The organism is Kocuria sp. CPCC 205231 (assembly GCF_040980965.1).
GTDB classification, from domain to species: Bacteria; Actinomycetota; Actinomycetes; order Actinomycetales; family Micrococcaceae; genus Kocuria; species Kocuria rosea.
Genome location: NZ_JAVKPP010000004.1, coordinates 59,248 through 76,726, shown reverse-complemented (window position 1 = coordinate 76,726; position 17,479 = coordinate 59,248). Strand labels below are relative to the sequence as shown.

Annotated in this window: 20 protein-coding genes; 9 read left to right on the top strand and 11 right to left on the bottom strand. The window is 60.2% G+C overall.

All coding sequences use genetic code 11. The features are described 5' to 3' along the window. Positions 1-380: 380 nt before the first annotated feature. Both RF640_RS05060 and RF640_RS05055 read right to left on the bottom strand, forming a co-directional pair. Positions 381-1,210, bottom strand: a protein-coding gene (locus RF640_RS05060; protein ID WP_368826878.1) for an IS5 family transposase whose coding sequence is annotated in 2 segments (ribosomal slippage) — positions 381-859 and positions 859-1,210 — 831 coding nt in all. Because the reading frame shifts where the segments join, the coding sequence is not laid out codon by codon here. Positions 1,211-1,289: 79 nt separating this feature from the next. Next, positions 1,290-2,122, bottom strand: a protein-coding gene (locus RF640_RS05055; protein WP_368826901.1) for an IS5 family transposase whose coding sequence is annotated in 2 segments (ribosomal slippage) — positions 1,290-1,777 and positions 1,777-2,122 — 834 coding nt in all. Because the reading frame shifts where the segments join, the coding sequence is not laid out codon by codon here. Between the two features lie 133 nt (positions 2,123-2,255). Here RF640_RS05055 and RF640_RS05050 point away from each other — a divergent pair. Next, positions 2,256-2,474 (top strand): hypothetical protein, encoded by a 219-nt coding sequence (locus RF640_RS05050; protein ID WP_368826899.1) that lies wholly within the window; start codon positions 2,256-2,258, stop codon positions 2,472-2,474. Here RF640_RS05050 and RF640_RS05045 read toward each other — a convergent pair. Then, a complete protein-coding gene (locus RF640_RS05045) occupies positions 2,424-3,683 on the bottom strand; it encodes a hypothetical protein (protein ID WP_368826897.1) in 1,260 nt (419 codons plus the stop codon). The genes RF640_RS05050 and RF640_RS05045 overlap by 51 nt on opposite strands. Before the next feature lie 319 nt (positions 3,684-4,002). Next, complete coding sequence (locus RF640_RS05040; protein WP_368826895.1) at positions 4,003-4,701, bottom strand: SGNH/GDSL hydrolase family protein; 699 nt, start codon at positions 4,699-4,701, stop codon at positions 4,003-4,005. A 278-nt stretch (positions 4,702-4,979) separates the two neighbouring features. On the opposite strand from RF640_RS05040, the gene RF640_RS05035 reads away from it, so the two are divergent. The 8 genes from RF640_RS05035 (at position 4,980) to RF640_RS05000 (ending at position 9,696) form a co-directional block, all read left to right on the top strand. Beyond that, positions 4,980-5,273, top strand: a complete 294-nt coding sequence (locus RF640_RS05035; RefSeq protein ID WP_368826893.1) for a hypothetical protein — start codon at positions 4,980-4,982, stop codon at positions 5,271-5,273. A gap of 62 nt (positions 5,274-5,335) precedes the next feature. Continuing rightward, positions 5,336-5,554 (top strand): hypothetical protein, encoded by a 219-nt coding sequence (locus RF640_RS05030; RefSeq protein ID WP_368826892.1) that lies wholly within the window; start codon positions 5,336-5,338, stop codon positions 5,552-5,554. Between the two features lie 264 nt (positions 5,555-5,818). Next, positions 5,819-6,211: a peptidoglycan DD-metalloendopeptidase family protein gene (locus RF640_RS05025; RefSeq protein ID WP_368826890.1), complete on the top strand. Its 393-nt coding sequence runs from the start codon at positions 5,819-5,821 to the stop codon at positions 6,209-6,211. 33 nt (positions 6,212-6,244) lie between these two features. Further along, positions 6,245-6,409: a hypothetical protein gene (locus RF640_RS05020; RefSeq protein WP_368826888.1), complete on the top strand. Its 165-nt coding sequence runs from the start codon at positions 6,245-6,247 to the stop codon at positions 6,407-6,409. A 79-nt stretch (positions 6,410-6,488) separates the two neighbouring features. Continuing rightward, the gene (locus RF640_RS05015; RefSeq protein WP_368826886.1) at positions 6,489-8,519 is read left to right on the top strand and encodes an acyltransferase family protein; all 2,031 of its coding nucleotides are present in this window, start codon (positions 6,489-6,491) and stop codon (positions 8,517-8,519) included. Positions 8,520-8,825: 306 nt separating this feature from the next. Next, on the top strand, positions 8,826-8,960 hold the full coding sequence (locus RF640_RS05010) for a hypothetical protein (RefSeq protein WP_368826884.1): 135 nt from the start codon (positions 8,826-8,828) through the stop codon (positions 8,958-8,960). Between the two features lie 93 nt (positions 8,961-9,053). Continuing rightward, complete coding sequence (locus RF640_RS05005) at positions 9,054-9,170, top strand: helix-turn-helix domain-containing protein (protein WP_368826882.1); 117 nt, start codon at positions 9,054-9,056, stop codon at positions 9,168-9,170. Between the two features lie 313 nt (positions 9,171-9,483). Then, on the top strand, positions 9,484-9,696 hold the full coding sequence (locus tag RF640_RS05000; RefSeq protein WP_368826880.1) for a hypothetical protein: 213 nt from the start codon (positions 9,484-9,486) through the stop codon (positions 9,694-9,696). Positions 9,697-9,795: 99 nt separating this feature from the next. On the opposite strand, the gene RF640_RS04995 is transcribed toward RF640_RS05000, so the two are convergent. The 7 genes from RF640_RS04995 to RF640_RS04965 form a co-directional block, all read right to left on the bottom strand. Then, positions 9,796-10,625 (bottom strand): IS5 family transposase gene (locus RF640_RS04995; RefSeq protein ID WP_368826878.1). Its coding sequence is split into 2 segments (ribosomal slippage): positions 9,796-10,274 and positions 10,274-10,625, totalling 831 coding nucleotides; the frame shifts between segments, so codons are not numbered across the junction. Between the two features lie 197 nt (positions 10,626-10,822). Continuing rightward, on the bottom strand, positions 10,823-12,085 hold the full coding sequence (locus tag RF640_RS04990) for a Coenzyme F420 hydrogenase/dehydrogenase, beta subunit C-terminal domain (RefSeq protein WP_368826876.1): 1,263 nt from the start codon (positions 12,083-12,085) through the stop codon (positions 10,823-10,825). 151 nt (positions 12,086-12,236) lie between these two features. After that, on the bottom strand, positions 12,237-13,298 hold the full coding sequence (locus RF640_RS04985) for a lipopolysaccharide biosynthesis protein (RefSeq protein ID WP_368826874.1): 1,062 nt from the start codon (positions 13,296-13,298) through the stop codon (positions 12,237-12,239). Between the two features lie 136 nt (positions 13,299-13,434). Next, on the bottom strand, positions 13,435-14,547 hold the full coding sequence (locus RF640_RS04980) for a hypothetical protein (RefSeq protein WP_368826872.1): 1,113 nt from the start codon (positions 14,545-14,547) through the stop codon (positions 13,435-13,437). A gap of 1 nt (position 14,548) precedes the next feature. After that, positions 14,549-15,556: a glycosyltransferase family 2 protein gene (locus RF640_RS04975; protein WP_368826870.1), complete on the bottom strand. Its 1,008-nt coding sequence runs from the start codon at positions 15,554-15,556 to the stop codon at positions 14,549-14,551. After that, positions 15,553-16,725: a glycosyltransferase gene (locus RF640_RS04970; RefSeq protein ID WP_368826868.1), complete on the bottom strand. Its 1,173-nt coding sequence runs from the start codon at positions 16,723-16,725 to the stop codon at positions 15,553-15,555. The genes RF640_RS04975 and RF640_RS04970 overlap by 4 nt, the downstream gene beginning before the upstream one ends. Beyond that, positions 16,722-17,330, bottom strand: coding sequence for an acetyltransferase (locus RF640_RS04965; protein WP_368826866.1), 609 nt, complete (start codon positions 17,328-17,330; stop codon positions 16,722-16,724). The genes RF640_RS04970 and RF640_RS04965 overlap by 4 nt, the downstream gene beginning before the upstream one ends. Between the last annotated feature and the right edge of the window lie 149 nt (positions 17,331-17,479).

Below are 17,479 nucleotides of genomic sequence, written 5' to 3'. Positions count from 1 at the left end.
GGCATTAATTAATGCATGCTTTTCGTCGCAGTCCCGGCCAACCTCGTCAGCGCGGCTCCGGAGTGATGCGCTCAAGATAGTCGCTGGCCATGTTGAGGATCTACATGGCGGGGTCGATCACGATGGCAAGGGGCTCTACGAGTTGCGGCATCTTTGTAAGCACATGTTCCTTGAGCACTTCGGCACGCTTACGATCACCCTTTGCAGGTACTGCCATCGGCCGGCGGGACCGTAGCGTGTTATGGCAGGCGTCCTCCGGTGTGGCGAAATTTAGCGGGCGCAGGACGGTCATGTTTCAGGCAAGCAGCCGCGGGGTCTTGCGTGCCGCGGCGTACCCAGCTCATCAGGGGCTTGCACGAGCACGGCTTTTAGAAGTGGTTTCAATAGTCTTTCCGGGGCAGTCGCCGGGCGCAGATGACGGTGACCGCCAGGGTGGCCACAGCGGTGATAGTGACCGCGCTGCGGTCGTAACGGATGGCCAGGCGGCGGAAGGCCAACAACCAGGAGATGGTGCGTTCCACCACCCAACGGTGGCGGCCCAGCCGTTCGCTGGAGTCCACCCCGATCCGGGCGATCCGCGCGGTGATGCCACGCCGGCGCAGATAGCGCCGCACCCGCTTGTTGTCGTAGGCCTTGTCCGCATGCAGCTTGACCGGCCGGCGCCGAGGCCGACCGCGGCCTGGTCCCTTGACCGGTGACAGCCCGTCCAGGATCGGCTCCACGAGCATGGAGTCATGGCGGTTGGCCCCGGTCATCGCCACCGCCAAGGGCAACCCGTCGGCGGTGACCAGTAGGTGGTACTTGGTGCCGGCCTTGCCGCGGTCGGTGGGATTGGGCCCTGTCAGCTCACCCCCCTTTTCGCCCGGACGCTGACCGAGTCCAGAGACGCTCTCGACCAGTCGAGCATCCCGTCCTGCCCGAGCTTCTCAAGGACGGCGTGGTGGAGCTTCCCCCACACTCCGGCTTCCTGCCAGGCCCGTAGCCGGCGCCAGCAGGTGACCCCCGAGCCGTAGCCCAGCTCGGTGGACAGTTTCTTCCACGCGATGCCGTGCTCGGCCACGAACAGGATCCCCTCCAGGGCTGCCCGGTCATCGACCCGAGGTCTGCCGGTGCGCCCGTTCTTCGCCGGTGGAGACGGCGGGATCAAGGGTTCCAGCAGCTCCCACAGCTGGTCGCTGAGCAGTCGCCCGGACGCTCTTTGGCTCGCCATGGCAGTCATGATCACCAACCGGGCAGGCAGCGCTCAATGCCTCAGCCATAACTATTGAAACCACTTCTTAGACCTGGTCTCATAACTCGGTCGACTGCGACAGTCGGCGGAGGTTGATGAGCGTGACGGCGAGCAGGAGCATCGGCAGGAGCATGGCCTCGGTGCGGTCGTAGCGCAGCCCGAGGCGCTTGAAACACAGAACCCAGGAGATGGTGCGCTCCACGACCCACCGGTGCCGACCCAGGTGGGTCTTGGCCTCGATTCCACGGCGGGCAATGCGGACCTTGATGCCCCGCCGGTGCAAGTAGCGCCGGCACCTCGGGTAGTCGTAGCCCTTGTCCGCCTGCAGATTCGCGGGCCTGCGGCGGGGTCGTCCTGGGCTCCCTCGCCGGCCACGGACTGCCGGGTTGTTCTCCAGGATCGGCTCGAAGAGTCTGCTGTCGTGGACGTTGGCTGCTGAGGCCAGGACGTGCAGTGGCAGGCCGTTCCGGTCAGTGAGCAGGTGGTACTTCGTGCCCGGTTTCCCGCGGTCGGTGGGGTTGGGCCCGGTCAGCTCGCCCCCCTTTTGGCCCGGACCGAGACCGCGTCGATACTGGCCCGGGACCAGTCGAGGATCTCCTCCTCGGAGAGCTCCTCGAGCACGGCCCGGTGGAGCTTCTCCCAGACTCCAGCCTCCTGCCATGCGCGCAATCGACGCCAGGCGGTGTGCCCAGATCCGCAGCCCAGGGCCAAGGGAAGGTCTCGCCACCGGCATCCGGTGTGGAGCACGAACAGGATCCCCTCCAGGGCGGCCCGGTCCTCGATCCGGGGCCGGCCACCCGGGCCTCGGGCCGGTGGCTGGGGCGGGATCAGCGGGACGATCAGTTCCCACAGACGGTCATCGACCATCCACGACTGCGTCCTCGTCGTCATGCAGGCACTGTGAACTACTGAGAAGCGAGTGGGCAACGACAGACCGGGTTTTGAGACCAGGTCTAAGCTAACGAGCCAACTCAGGCCCTACAATCCCCTGCTACTACCAGGGGAGAGTCCGTGCAAATGGTCCATGGCGCTCCTCGCAACGGGCGCCACGGCGAAAGCGGACGGAGACGTACTCGAAGTCACCCTCGACGGGCCTTCGATCACGGTCAAAATCAACGGCGTCACGGAGACCACCGCGACCGACACGTTCAATCAATACGCCACCAGGTTCGGCTGGGCCGGGTACAACACCTCACCGCTTGCGCGATGGGACGACTTCGACCTGTCGAGCCTGCCGGCCTAGCACCATTTGACCGGCCTTGCGGCGATGCTCAACACGGGGGCGCCCCCCATGCCGCAGCTGGGAACGGCGTTCCTTGACGAACCAGGCAGCCAGCAGGATCAGCAATAGCAGTGACGACACTGCCAGCAGTGATCCTCGTAGGAAGATCACCATATAGAAAGCAGTGGCGGAGACCGCGATGGTGGGCATGCGAGAGGTCCGCAGGTACACGTCGGTGCGGACATCCCAAATGCGGAACCAGTACCCCACCAGCCCCATGCCAAGAACGGCGCCGATCCAACCAAAGTTGATGAACAGTTCAGCCCAAATGGGCGCGGAAAGGTTCGTGAAGCTGTATCCCATGTGCTCGGCCAGCAGCGCGCCGGTAGCCGTCGGCTTGTCGGGCCACACGCTTCGGGGCACCCACAGGAACAACACGCCGAGGAACTGGCGCCCAAACGTGACCCCGTTCGTAGAGACATAATCGAGGGAGTTGGTGAGCTGCACGAAAGCGTCGAAATCTCCCGAAGTCAGGGCCGTGACCGGCCCCTCAACCGTGAGCGTGGCCTCCGTGGTGCGGCGGAAAAGGTCCGCCAGGGGGAAGATCAGCAACATCCCAGCCATTGCGGCGACAGCCATAACGCGGAACCTATTGAGAGTGGCGTAGGCGCCCAGGGTGGCGAGAACGGCGAGAATGACTGTGCCAAACACGTACCGGGGGCTGCTGATCGGGTTGACCACGTAGAGCAGCAGCGCGCCGTTGAGCACCGCAGGCAACAGACTCGCCTTAACCCCGGACGCTTGCCGTTGTTGGCGTACCGCCATCTGCGCGAGGAAACCCACTAGCAGACACATTTGTAGCGAACCGATGACAAGGGTGGCCTGGGTGGAGTCGGGCCACACCGACGTCCGGAGCTGGCCCAACTCTCCGCGGCTCATGAAAAACGCCCCGAGTCCGATCTGCGAAACATGATATATGAACAAGAGGACTGCCACCGTAGTCAAAAGGTTCGCACGCCGCGGGGAAACCACGGAGGCGCGCATGACCTTCACCCCTCGTCGCCGCTGCCCAGCCAACAAGGCGCCGATGACCGCCGCACCCGAGCAGACAAGCACAACCCCAGCGGCTGCCGGGTACAGCGACTCGTCGACGTACGGCGTCGTCCCCGGAACGACGTCCAACCGGTACTGCACGTACGGGGCCATTCCCATGAAAATGTACGTGAACATCCACAGGACCATCCCGAATAGTTGCCGCCGGGGTGATGCAATGACAGCTGCGTAACACGCACCGGCGACCACCATGACTGCCAACGCCCACCATGGGTTCCGATCGTTTACGCGCCCGCCTGTCGCCTCGTTCAGTAGAAGGGGCACCACAATGCACAACGCCATCGCGGAGATGATCCATAGGGTTTGACGGCCGATGGGGGATTTTGCCTGGTGTGTGGGGGTCACCCTCAAACGCTACCGTCGATCGTCCCCGAAACTGCCCACATGACACGGTCCCGAGCCGCCCTGCGGGGTGAGTCGGCGAGGTGCGCTCGGTCTAGCTGTCCCGGATCGATTTCAGTATGTGGTTCGCGATGCCTGTGTGGCCCTCGTTGTTCACGTGTGCATTGTCCTCCAATAACCACTCGTCCTTGATGACGGGAGGGTCGATGATCGAAACGAATGTCCCCCCGTTGCTTTCGACCGCTTCTTGGACGACGGCGTTCATCGCCTTTGCGTTTGCGTCATTCTTCGACCACCCATTCGGACCAATTGCAATGATCTCCGCATCAGGGTAGATCTTGGCGATGTTTGAGTAGAGATCACGCATCGCCTTACTGATCTTCTCGGGACTCTGCTTGAAGTAGTTGTAGTCCCCTCGCCCCCCACCCACAACGACGATGTCGGCGTTGATGTCGTCCGACACGTTTTCGAAGTGCTGCCCAAAGTTGGGGCAGAACTCCCAACCGCAACCCTTCTCATCACTGGTCTTTACGTACCCCGTCCCGCCAAGACCTTCGTTAAACTCCCGCCAACCCATCTGCCACGAGACCTGAGAACTCCACCTCATGGTCTTCCTCGATGAGCCGAACCCGGCAACCTGGGAATCGCCAATAAACAGCGCAATAGGTTGAGGGTCTGTGGGCTCGAGAACCACAGGCGACGCGTAACTGGTGGCTTGAGCCGCGATTCGACCCTGTTCCCGGGCATCGACCATGAGGCTGGCTACGACAGCGACGACCGCGAAGATCGCCACGGCGACAACGGTGATGGCTGACCAACGTTGACTAGCAGTGCGGGGGGTGCTTTGCATGCGTTTGATGATATCTGCCCCCGTTCCCATACCAGCCCACATGACACGAGCACGAGCCACCCGCGGGGTGGCTCTTCACATTGGAGGCCTTGATGCCCCACCGGAAACTTGACCGTCACCTCGGCACCAGGGGGTGGATCCTGCTGCTGTGCGCCTCCGTGTGAGGGCTCGTGGACCTCGGGGCGCTACTCCGGCCAGCCACCGAGGGGGACCCGGCACTGTTGCACCTCTACGTCCCTGCCGGCGCCCGTGTCGTCGAGTGGTGGGTTGGGGCGGCCCTGGCCGTCTACGGGGCGTTTCGGCAGAAGAATCTCCCGGTCGTCACCTCGGTGCTGATTTTCATGCCGTTCGTGCGGATCGGCTCTTACATGTGGGGGTGGATCATCTACCTTGTGCCCGGACCCCCGGCTGGGGCTCAGGACGGCTGGTACTCCGCCGCCTACCACGTCGTGCTCATCGGGCTCGTGCTCGAGGCCGCGCACACGAAGGAACCAACCCGGGACGAGGTGAAGTGATTTGCGGACGATGTCCCCCCACCGTCACCCGCCGCACCGGCCGGGAGGCCAACGCCATCACTGTGGCCAAGGCCGCATGGGAACGACTCGACGAGCTCGAGAAAGACATCAAGGCGCTCCGGAACGCGCGGAAGGAAACGGCCTCGATTCTCTCCGCGTGGACGGTTTTCACCGAGCATCTGTTCCGGTGGGGCCGCGGCGGCGGCGAGCCCGAGCCCACGATCCCGGACAAGTTGCGTGACCAGCTCTCCCACCTGATCCACGACCACCAGGAGGGCTGATCCATGGGTATTCGCCCTGTCCCCGAGCAATTCCCGATCTAGCAGACGTACTACGCGAACCTCACCCAGTACAACCTGAGGAATAGCCACGGCGCCGTGGATTTCGGCGTGCCCCTGGGCACCGAGGTCGTGTCCATCGCGGACGGCATAGTATGGCTCGCCGACTGGGCCTGGAACCTGTCCGGCGGAGCAAACGACTGACCCGCCCGGCTCTACCAGATCAAGCCCGCCCCCGGCGACACGAAGACCGGCGCCGGCATCCCGGTGAGCCTCGAGTACGACGACGTCCTCACCGTGAACGCGCACCTGCAGAAGACGCACCTGAACAAGGGCCAGCGTGTGCGCCAGAGCGAGGTCATCGGAGAATCCGGCTCCACCGTGTCGAGCACGGGCCCGCACCTGCACTTCGCGGTCATCCCCAAGCCGGCGAACTGGGGCAATGGATACTTCGGGCACATCGACCTGATGCCCCACATCGCTCAGCAGTACCGGAAGCTCGTGGCCGGCGCACCGGCAGACACCTCCGGTGCGTCGATGAACGGCATCGACGTTAGCAACTGGCAGGGCGGGATCAACCTCTCTGCCGTGCCCGCTGACTTCGTCGGGGTGCTCGCAACGGACGGCAAGGGCTTCAAGTCCCCGACCTTGGACGCCTAAATCACGGCGGCGCAGCGCAAGACGAAGCGCACGATGGTCTATCACTTCACCCGGTCCGGGCAGTCCGACTCCGACATGCAGGCCAAGCACTTCCTGGCCGCGACGAAAAGGTACATCAACGCCGGTGCCGTACCGGTCCTGGACTGGGAAGAGGACGCCTGCAACGGGTACGCTCAGTGGGCGATCGACTGGATCTAGTCACACGACTGGGGAACGGGCCGCTCCGGGTATGGTGGTACATGATTTGCGATCGGCACCCCCCCACCCGAGGACATCCATGGTCACTCTCACGCCAATGGCGCCTGCCTCGGCAGGACCCCGTAAAAGCGGCTTCCGTTCTGACATTCAGGGTCTTCGCGCAATAGCCGTCCTTCTCGTCGTCTTCTACCACGCGGGCATCACAACATTGTCGGGTGGATACGTTGGAGTGGACGTATTCTTTGTGATCTCCGGATTTCTGATTACCACTCACCTGCTGGAATCGTTGCAAAAAGACGGCCACATCCGGCTGGGCGCATTTTATGCGAAACGTGCTCGACGTATTTTGCCCGCCGCTTTCACCGTGCTCCTCCTGACCGTCGCCGCGGCAGTCATGTGGATGCCTCCGTTGCAACTTGAGGCAGTTTACAAGGGAGCAGCAGCCACAGCACTATATGTGCCGAATATGCTGTTCGCACGGGAGGGGACCAACTACCTCGCCGAAACTGCCCCCTCGGTATTCCAGCACTATTGGTCGCTCGGTATCGAAGAACAGTTCTACCTGGTTTGGCCGTTACTCCTCATGCTGATCTTCCGGGCACTTAAATCTGAGAAGCGCATGCTTTGGGCAGTCGGCGTGTTGGTTGTAACGTCGTTCGTTCTGTGTGTAGCCACCATGTCGGTCTCTCAGCCGTGGGCCTTCTTTTCCCTCCCAACTCGGGCATGGGAACTGGGCGTAGGGGCGCTCATAGCGTTCGTGATGCGCGCCCACACGGACCGGTTGGCCGCATTGCGATCGGGTATTCTCGCTTGGCTCGGACTCGCCGGCCTGCTGGTCGTGGCGTTCGCTTACGACTCGAGCACTCCGTTCCCCAGCTACTTCGCTGCGGCGCCCGTACTGGCAACAGCGCTCGTCATCATCGGAGGTGTGGGGCGCGCCGGCCCTGCGCGCCTTCTCAGTACACGGCCCATGCAGTTCATCGGATTGATCTCCTATTCGCTCTATCTGGTGCACTGGCCGCTTCTCGTCATTCCCCAATCAGTGGCGGGGTTGAACGACCCTCTGCCGCTTTGGGCCACGCTTGGTCTGGGCGCAGCCAGCTTCCCATTGGCATACCTTCTTTACCGGTTTGTGGAGGACCCAGCGCGGAAGGCGAAGTTGTTGTTCGGAGCTAGTCCGCGCCGGTCCCTTTTGGCAGTCGCAGGGAGTAGCGGATTGATCGTCGTGCTTGTCGGCGTTTCGATGATCTTCACACAACGTGTGCCGCTCCACATGGATCGGGTGGCGGCTGTCGCGCCATTGGTCCAAGGACCTGTGGGAACGAAATTCGTGCCGGCTAACCTGGCACCTGGGTTACGAGCCGCGTCGGAGGACATCCCGGCAATCTACGGCGATGGTTGTCATCGGAGCTACGAATCTGCCGATGCGGCACCCTGCCGATTTGGGACCGAATCTGATGCGCCAGTCGTCGCTCTTTTTGGCGACTCGCACGCGGCATCATGGTTTCCGAGCCTCAACGCAATGGCGGAAAAGGGACGCATCCGGCTCGATGTCTACACGAAGACCGGCTGCCATTCAGCCAGACTTCCCACACACCTTGACGGAGCTTTATACGAGTCTTGCATGAAATGGCGAAGTGGTGTAATCGATTTGATCCGCAGCGCGAAGCCGGACGTAATTGTGCTCGCGAATTACAGCGACCGATATCAGCAGACCGGAATGGTGGACCCCGAGAACGCTTGGTCCAACGGTTTGGCTGACACGATCCAGTCCCTGCCGGAGGAGTCGCAAGTTTCCGTCCTCGCTGACGTCCCGGACATGGGGCACAGCCCCTCCATCTGCCTCTCCGCCCACCTACAGGACACCCAGGACTGCTCGCGACCTCGGGAGAACGCCTTTAACACGAAGCTACTGCAAGCCGAAAAGGCGACCGTCGAGACTGTCGGAGCCCAGTATCGGGACCTAACTCCTTACCTGTGCAACCATGAAGTATGCCCACCTGTCATCGGCAACCAATTGGTCTATAGGGACGCACATCACCTCACAGCCACGTTTGGTGAGTCCCTGGAGGAACCCCTAGGCCAAGAGTTGGGTCTTCCACTGCGCTGATCAACACAGCGAGTCACAGCATCGTCATTTGAGGTCCGTGACGGACTCGTTCCGCCTTTTCCACTCCTCAATCGCGGAGGCCGGGATCTTGAAGTGGCCTCGGGCGCCAAAGCGAACGCTACGGAGCCCGCCGTGTCGGGGCCCGATTCGGCAGAAGTATCGGATAGTGGCGACGTCGTACGGCATAAGGCCGAGCTGGGCGACCTGCTTCGGGTGTCGACGACGCCTGAATATTGACCCCGTGGCGTTGGGCGGATTCAACGGTGGGTTCTAGGGGTCGTCGCAACATCCCTGTAGATGAAGGGGATGGAGATAGGCATCAGAGGACGCAAGCGGCGGCTGGTCCTGGAGGACGAGTACTGGGCGCTGATCCTGTCCGGGGTGGGCACGGTCGAGACGTGCCGGATGGTCAGGATCCGGCGCAAGACCGGGTACCGGTGACGAGTCAAGCTGGGCGGGCTGGCTCCCGCCCGGAGAGCCGAGGCGCAGCAGTCGGAACGCTATCTGTCGTTGCTGGAATTAGAACGGATCGCGATGTTGCGCCGGCAGGGTCTGTCCATGAGGGCCTTCGCTACCCGGACGGGCCGGACGCCCTCGACGATCTCTCGGGAGCTACGGCGCAACACCGCCGCACACGACCGCGGGGGCTAAGATCCGGTGCTGGCGCATGCCCGGGCCCGGACTGCCGCCCGACGGCACCGGCCCGGGGGCTGGCCCGCGACGCGCAGTTGCGCCAGGTGGTGCAGTCCAAGCTCGAGTTGGACTGGTCCTCGCAGCAGATCTCCGTGTGGCAGCGGTCGGCATACCCGCAGCAACCTCAGTGGCACGTGTGCCACGAGGCGCTCTACCAGGCACTCGTCGCGGATTGCACCGGCGGCTGACCACCAGGTTGCGCACCGGCCGGTCGATGCGCCGGCGCCGCCGGCGACCGGACCAACGGACCCCGCGGTTCATCACCCCAGGGTTGCTGATCGACCAGCGTCCGGCCGTGGTCGAAGAACGCGTGCGGATCGGCGATTGGGAGGGCGATCTCATTGTCGGGGCGAAGGGACGCTCGGCGATCGGGACACTGGTGGACCGCACCAGCCGCTACGTCCGCCTGGTGCACTTGCCGAACGGCCACGCCGTACAGGCGCTGACCGAGACGCTGGAGGCACTGGTGGGGCACCCGCCGTAGCCGGCGCGGCGGACGTTGACCTGGGATCAAGGCTCCGAGATGGCCCGCCACGATCTGGTGGCCGCCTCGTTCAGCGAGGGCGTGTACTTAGAAGTGGTTTCAATAGTCTTTCCGGGGCAGTCGCCGGGCGCAGATGACGGTGACCGCCAGGGTGGCCACAGCGGTGATAGTGACCGCGCTGCGGTCGTAACGGATGGCCAGGCGGCGGAAGGCCAACAACCAGGAGATGGTGCGTTCCACCACCCAACGGTGGCGGCCCAGCCGTTCGCTGGAGTCCACCCCGATCCGGGCGATCCGCGCGGTGATGCCACGCCGGCGCAGATAGCGCCGCACCCGCTTGTTGTCGTAGGCCTTGTCCGCATGCAGCTTGACCGGCCGGCGCCGAGGCCGACCGCGGCCTGGTCCCTTGACCGGTGACAGCCCGTCCAGGATCGGCTCCACGAGCATGGAGTCATGGCGGTTGGCCCCGGTCATCGCCACCGCCAAGGGCAACCCGTCGGCGGTGACCAGTAGGTGGTACTTGGTGCCGGCCTTGCCGCGGTCGGTGGGATTGGGCCCTGTCAGCTCACCCCCCTTTTCGCCCGGACGCTGACCGAGTCCAGAGACGCTCTCGACCAGTCGAGCATCCCGTCCTGCCCGAGCTTCTCAAGGACGGCGTGGTGGAGCTTCCCCCACACTCCGGCTTCCTGCCAGGCCCGTAGCCGGCGCCAGCAGGTGACCCCCGAGCCGTAGCCCAGCTCGGTGGACAGTTTCTTCCACGCGATGCCGTGCTCGGCCACGAACAGGATCCCCTCCAGGGCTGCCCGGTCATCGACCCGAGGTCTGCCGGTGCGCCCGTTCTTCGCCGGTGGAGACGGCGGGATCAAGGGTTCCAGCAGCTCCCACAGCTGGTCGCTGAGCAGTCGCCCGGACGCTCTTTGGCTCGCCATGGCAGTCATGATCACCAACCGGGCAGGCAGCGCTCAATGCCTCAGCCATAACTATTGAAACCACTTCTTAGTACGTGAAAAAGCACCAGCGAACAGCTATCACTACAGGTCAAACGCGGGTGGAATCCCGAAGCGCCACTACGTGAGCCAAGTCAGGTGCGGAGATCTCGCCTGCACAAGGAAAGGTCCGACCTTATTTACTTGTTACGCATGGATGATCTTAAAGTCCAGAACGTTCTTCTGGCTTTGCCAACGGCACGTTTGGCGTAGGAGGGCTTGCTCCAACGATCATAGGCTCTGATCAATGGAAGAATTCCACTAAGATAGATATCGAGATCACCACGAGACTTTGCGTCTCGAAAGAAGCCGAAGCTCTCTGCCGACAAAGCTCTGCGCTGCCTAATAACTCCAAGTCGTTCACGGCTTATACCATCGTAACCCGGCTTCACTCTCTTGCGCGGAACCCACTTGCCCGACTTTATGTCGTCCATCAGGCGAACTCGCAAGCCAAGCCGCCGGTGGCGGTAATTACCCGATTGAGCTTTGGCCACCGCATCGATCTCGAGGTCCTCGGCCTCCAAGTGACCCGAAGCAACTCCGTCCGAAATAAGCTTGTCAATAACTTCGTTGCGTGTCACCACGATGTTGTGACCGCGCCAGTCGGCTTCGTATTTGGGCAACCAAGCATCAGCGAAAACCACATCCGCAGTCTCCGCATAGATGTCGTCACAAAAATTGCACGCATTGGGCTGGAACACCGAGTGACCCCAACTACCACCAACAAGATCCATGGGAGACGATGTGGCGTAGTTGTCCTCCCCAATGGCTTTAACACCAAACTGGTAACCCCTGGAACCAGCCGCGGGGTTCTTAATCCGGAAGTCGACCCGATCGATCTCGCCTGGTTCAACACCAAGTTGCCACGCCATGGACTCCGCGTAAGCCGAAGACTTTAGATGCCCGCAAACCAAGCCCAGATAGTAGATAATTTGCTCGTGCAGTATGACATCAATTTCCGCGAGCGAACGAACAGCTTTGACGAAACACGGAATCCCAATGAAAGCGTAGCGACGCCCATCCCCGCGCACACTTTCCAGGACGTCCGCAAAGGAGACAGAGTAGTACATAGACTTACGATGGGCGATGATCTCGTCGACCGTCGTCGAAACACGGTACTCAAAAAGTTTGTCCTCCGAGGCGCTACCCACATGAATGACACCGTCCACAAGATCTTCCTCAAGGAGCCGTTGCGCCACCCAACTAGTCATACCACCAGAGCTACTTCCTTCTACCCTGCCCTGTTCAACAACTCGTGCCGCCAGGGTGCTTAGGTACATACCAATCCGCTCGTCCGTGGCTAGCGCGGGATCGAATAGGCGTGATGCCATGACCGTTTCGTCGTCCGACTCATCGGACCATGGGCAGACCTTACTGGCTACCTCCAAGGATTTTGAATCCATCCCATGCACGTCCGCCTGGAACAAACCTATCTCGCTAAAATAAACCTTCGCACCTCCCCCTGTGGATACGCCACAACCGCCGCACCCTATGCAGCAGTCATTTGCAATAACCTTAGATATTGACTCAGTCAATGTCAGATCCCTTCTGTTCCTATTCCCGTAACGATGACGGCTTGCGCATCCAAAAGACAAGCAACAATATCAATTGGACCACAATTCCGCCGACGTACCCTGTGGCGCCCATTTCGAGGCCCCCGTACGCGCTACCACCGGCAAGACCCGCCAACGAAAGCAAGGAGCCGGCCATTGAGATGCGCGAAACGAGGGCATGAAGTCGCAATCCTTGCAATGCAGCATTCATCATATAAATCATCGACAACCCTAAGAATCCGCCAAAATATATGAGGGTCACCGGAACTGCGGATAAGAAGTCTTCGCCAAGCACTAGAATAATGACTGGCTCGACAAAAAACGAAATGGACGCCAAAATAGCGGCAATGAAAGATACAACTAAGCCAGCGGCGATCATGAATTTGCCTTTAGCAAGAGTCCCAGCCGCCGATGTCTTCGGCAGGATCAACGTTGCCAGCGATGTAGGGAGCAACATGATCGGTGAGCCGATTTTTGAAGGCACAGCAAGAAGGCCGGAGGCTGTCGGCCCTAGCAAGATGCCCACAACCGGAACGTCCAGCAACCGTACTTGGCCGCTGACAGTGTCCCACCAGTAGTGTTTCGATTGTTGAACAATTTTCCGCACGTCTGCTGGCCAACCTTTTGACGGTAAAAAATCAAGCTTGCACCGAAGCCGCCAATTGCATATCCCTTCGGATGCTGCGATGGACATCGTAAAAGCCAACGCGACCGGTATAGACAGAATCACGCCGGCGACGAAACATGCCAAAGCCAGAATCCGCCGAAGCGCCAAATTACTTGAGAATAAGCTCGTTTGCCCATCCGCCACAGCGATACTGTTGAGGACTGCTGCATCACGTTGGAATCCTGTGGCGACAATGAGAGGCAGGAACCACCAGGCGCGGCTGTCCCAGAACATCATTGCGAGGACGACCACAAACAGCAGAGCAACCAGCACCCCGCTGATGACCTTGTTGAGTCGATAAATCCCTTGGACGTCCTCATCATCCTTGTCCTTGGCGCGGACGACACTCATGTACGGACCGAGTCCGAGACCTAGAACCCAAGTCAGAGCGGTCACGATTGACTGGACCGCAATGATGAGACCGAAATCGCCAGTGCTGGACCATCGGGCCAACAACACCAAGGAACAGGTTTGGGCGACCGCGGCCACAATGCGCCCTGAGAGAAGACCCGCAACTTGCCTGCCGAGGTTCCTACCTTTGTACAAGGTCTGGATCTTCCTGGGCTTTAAGGAAAGGCCCGGCTATGACCTGGGCTTCAATGTACTTGAGTTGCCTGTGGGCGGCCATGATCCCGTCAACGATTTCATCCCGGCGCGCGTGCACGGTGTCGAGAAAACCCAGCATTTCGGCGACGGGCGCATCTTCCGCATCGCAAGTGAGGCCCGTAATGCCTGCAGCTTGGAAGTGCGTTGATACCTTGCTGCTCGGTTTCGGCACCAGCTCACAGGGAAGGCAGCCGCCCAGTGCCGCCAGGATGAGGACATGTAGACGATCACTGATAACTAGAGCCCCTCGGGAGTAGGCGCGGCGCAGAAGTTCCTCTTGCTCCAAGTCATTCCTGTTTCCAAAGTCAATGCACTCACCACCTAGGGCCGTGGCAAGCTCCCTGGCGCGGACTTCATCCTGACGGACCTGGGCGATACAGGTTATGAACAAGCCCCGCTCATGTGCGAACTTGCGCACAGCCTCTTCCCAAGCGGCGGATGGTCGGGGACGCAGCCCCCGAAGGCTGACGAGCAATTGAGTGCGGGGATGGGACTCACTACCGTAGGGCACTTCGCTGAACGCGATGTCAGGAACCACTTCGCCCCTGCCAACCAAAACTCGACTTTCAGACTCCCGCCATAGGACTACGTCCGAAAAACGTAGCCCTAGCTTGTGCCAGAAGGTAAGTAGGCGGGATGCATGGCTAAGAGCTCGCGGCGGTCGGATTACACGGCCACCTTTGACGCGGGTTAATAGGGTAAACAAGAGCACCATGGTTTCCCACTTGTACTGGTTTAGCCGCAGATCTACCTCGCCCGGTTCTAGGACGAGAATAAAACCACGTTGTGCCTTAAGCATCGCGAGAATCCAGGACTTGATGTTCGCCTGTCGATAAATGTCATCCTCGGCCGTTAGACCTATTTGCTGGCACCACATATCCGGAGCTCTGCCGACGAAGGCAGACACCGACTCGCCACAGAGGCGCGCCCAAGCCAGTGAACGCCGGCGAATCAAGGCGTCGCCGATGTTCGGGTAGTCCCCCGTTAGGGTTACGAACACCCGCGTTCCGGACGATTTGCAGCTTGAGGAATTGGTCATGTCAGCTCATTTCTCCTAATGGCGCCAAACCCCATTTTTTGGCGTGATAACGCCGGTAAATTAGACCGTAGAGTCGAGGCGACCAACGGAGTGCCGCCGCCTTCAACGTCATGGTGCGTCTATTTTGGCGCCATGACGCGATGAGCATCGACGTCGTGATGCTGTCGCGGTATGGGATTATGGATATATCGGGCGTGGCACTGGTCAGTACATTGTTGGCGGCGGGAATCATGACATGGGACCAGGTAAAAAAACGAAACTCGTCGGCAACCTGCGATTCAAGGCCTTTTTCCATAAGTGCCTCTCCAGCGACCTCCGCACACCGGACCAAGTTGCTCCACTTATACTCGGCCGACTGGATTATGGACCCGTCGCGCACATCGTAGGAGTATTTTGCACCCGGCACGAATACGACCCTCGAAGTACTCAAAAGAAGACGTACGACACCGGCTAAATCTGAGTGTGCCGTCAAGTCGGGAAATGGGCATTCTTGAAGCCGTGCTCGTCTAATTATTTTATTCCACAGATGACCCTGTAATTCTCCTCGGAGGACACGCCGCAACGCCTCCTGACCTGTTATGGTCTCGTTTCTTGGGGCATCACAAATAGAAGACGAGTGACCGGTCTTGGACACCACTCTTCGGGCGTCACAGACCACCATATCGACTTCGGGGGTCGAAACTCCGCCCCAAAGGTGCGCGAGAATATCCGGCGACCAAGAATCATCACCATCGACAAACCAAATAAACTCGCCCGATGCCTCAGCGACCGCTGCGTTCCTGGCTAATGCAACACCATGAGATGTGGTGTTGGTAAGCACAGTGCATGCCACGGACGTTGTTGCACTCCAATTAAGTAATAATTCGCGAGTGTTGTCGACAGATCCGTCATCGATAACCACTATCTCCCACGAGTCAAAATTCAGGTTTTCGATTCCGTTTAAAGCGCTGGAAAGGTATTCGGCGCCGTTTTTAACGGGCAGAACGACCGAAATTTTGGGATGGTTCATTTCGACACCTTTAGACCGAGATTTTCATCCCTTTTACCCGGAAAGGCGCCATTATATACGGCGTCCAACTTCCGGCCGACTTGGTAAATGTCAAATTCTTGTTCCACGAGGCGTCGAGCTGCGCATCCTTTCTCTTCTCTCGACTTCACGTTCGTGATGAGTTCAGAAATGGCATCGACGAGACTCGAGTGGCTGTCATTAACGACAAGGCCGGCATTTGCAGCCGCGACTTGGCGGCTGAGTCCACATGTATCTGTGACAATAACGGGCTTCCCCACTGCCATTGCTTCGATGACAGACATAGGGAATGGCTCGCTGATGGATGGCAGTACGTATATGTCACATTTTTCCAGCCTAGCCAGTGTATCCTGTGGATTCAAAGGCCCTTCATAGCTAATGTGGTCGCTGAACCCAGACAATGCGATGGCGCGCTGGACTTCGTCCACCTCACCTTCATCGGGACCGACAAGTTTGAATGTTGCCGACGCCCCTTTTCTCAGCAATTCCGCGGCCGCCTCAACAAAGTGTTTTGGACGCTTACGACGGTGAAGTCGTGCGAGGTAGAGAACTTCTGGCGCGTCTTTGGAGCCACCCAAAGCTTTTCCAGTTTCTCGCGGCGACACAAACACCCCATTCGGCAAGTGCCGTAGGCGCAATTTATTGCCCGCAACACTTCTAAGATCAGAATGTTCTTTTTGAGTCAGATACAGCACACGCTGTGCGGACTGAAGGATGGGTCGCGTTAAAACATAATCCAAGGGCTTCGCCAGGCTTTTGTCCGTATCATCGATCATTCCGTGGGTCTGTACAATAAGTGGTTTCCCTGCTAGTAGTACTAGGGTAGCCACAGGAAGGGTGACAAGGTCTCTTGCTAAATGCACATGGACTACGTCGGCAGTGCGTACAGCGTCTACGGCCCAGTTCAACAGCCCTGGCGATGTAAGACCGGCGAAACCTGTCTTGGGTACTACCCGGAGGGCAGGGAATAGATGCACGGGGAAATCGTCATACCGTCCCGGCAACGGGCCCTCAAAGCCTCCTGCAGCGGCTGCAACAACCACTTCGTGCCCCAACGCAGTCAATGCTTTGGCCTGGTTGAGGGCCACACGGACAGGACCACCGTAGGCGCCGTCCGGGCTGATGTAGGTGACTATTTGGAGAATCCTCATCGCCGGTTCCCGCCTTTGTCCTGCGGGAACCGCTCGCCCTGGACCTGTGGGGCGGCATGCCCATAGATGGCATTCGCTGGAACGTTTTCGGCAACTCGTGTCAACGGCTGTACCAGTGCGGATCTGCCGATCGTCACTCCTCCGGTGATTACACATCGGGAAGTCACCCAAGCGCCATCGTCGATGGTTACCGGCTGAGTGATGAGACCCATGTCCTTCCGGTGGGCATGGCTCCCCGTGGTGATGAACGTTTCCTGTGACACGACCGCGTCGTGTCCAATGATGACGGTGTCGCGATTATGGATCCACACGCCATCGCCGATCCACGAACGGTCGCCAATCTTCAGATTCCAGGGGAACCTGACGCGCGTGCGAGGTCTAATGATCACCCCCTGGCCTATTTTCGCCCCGAAGGCTCGCAGGGCTTTGGCGCGGAGCCCGGAGCTGATCTGCCAGGGGTTGGTGACAACAAGCAGCTCTGTGGCCGACCACAAGTAGACGACCCACTTGGGTTTGCCCCAGGCTTCGCCCTCGCCGGGCGCCTGAGAGAGGTCGATGACGGGAACTTCGGAATCGGCAGGGCTGCGCTCAGCGGCGGTGGCCATGAATACCTCTGCTTGTGGGGGGCGGGGAGGTCATGTGAGCTGAACCACGGGCCGACGTGGGGCGTCGTCCCAAAGCTGAATGCGCTCACATGTATCGTCTGATTTATACCCCATACCCTCCGGTGGGCCGCTGATCCCCGTCGGCGTTG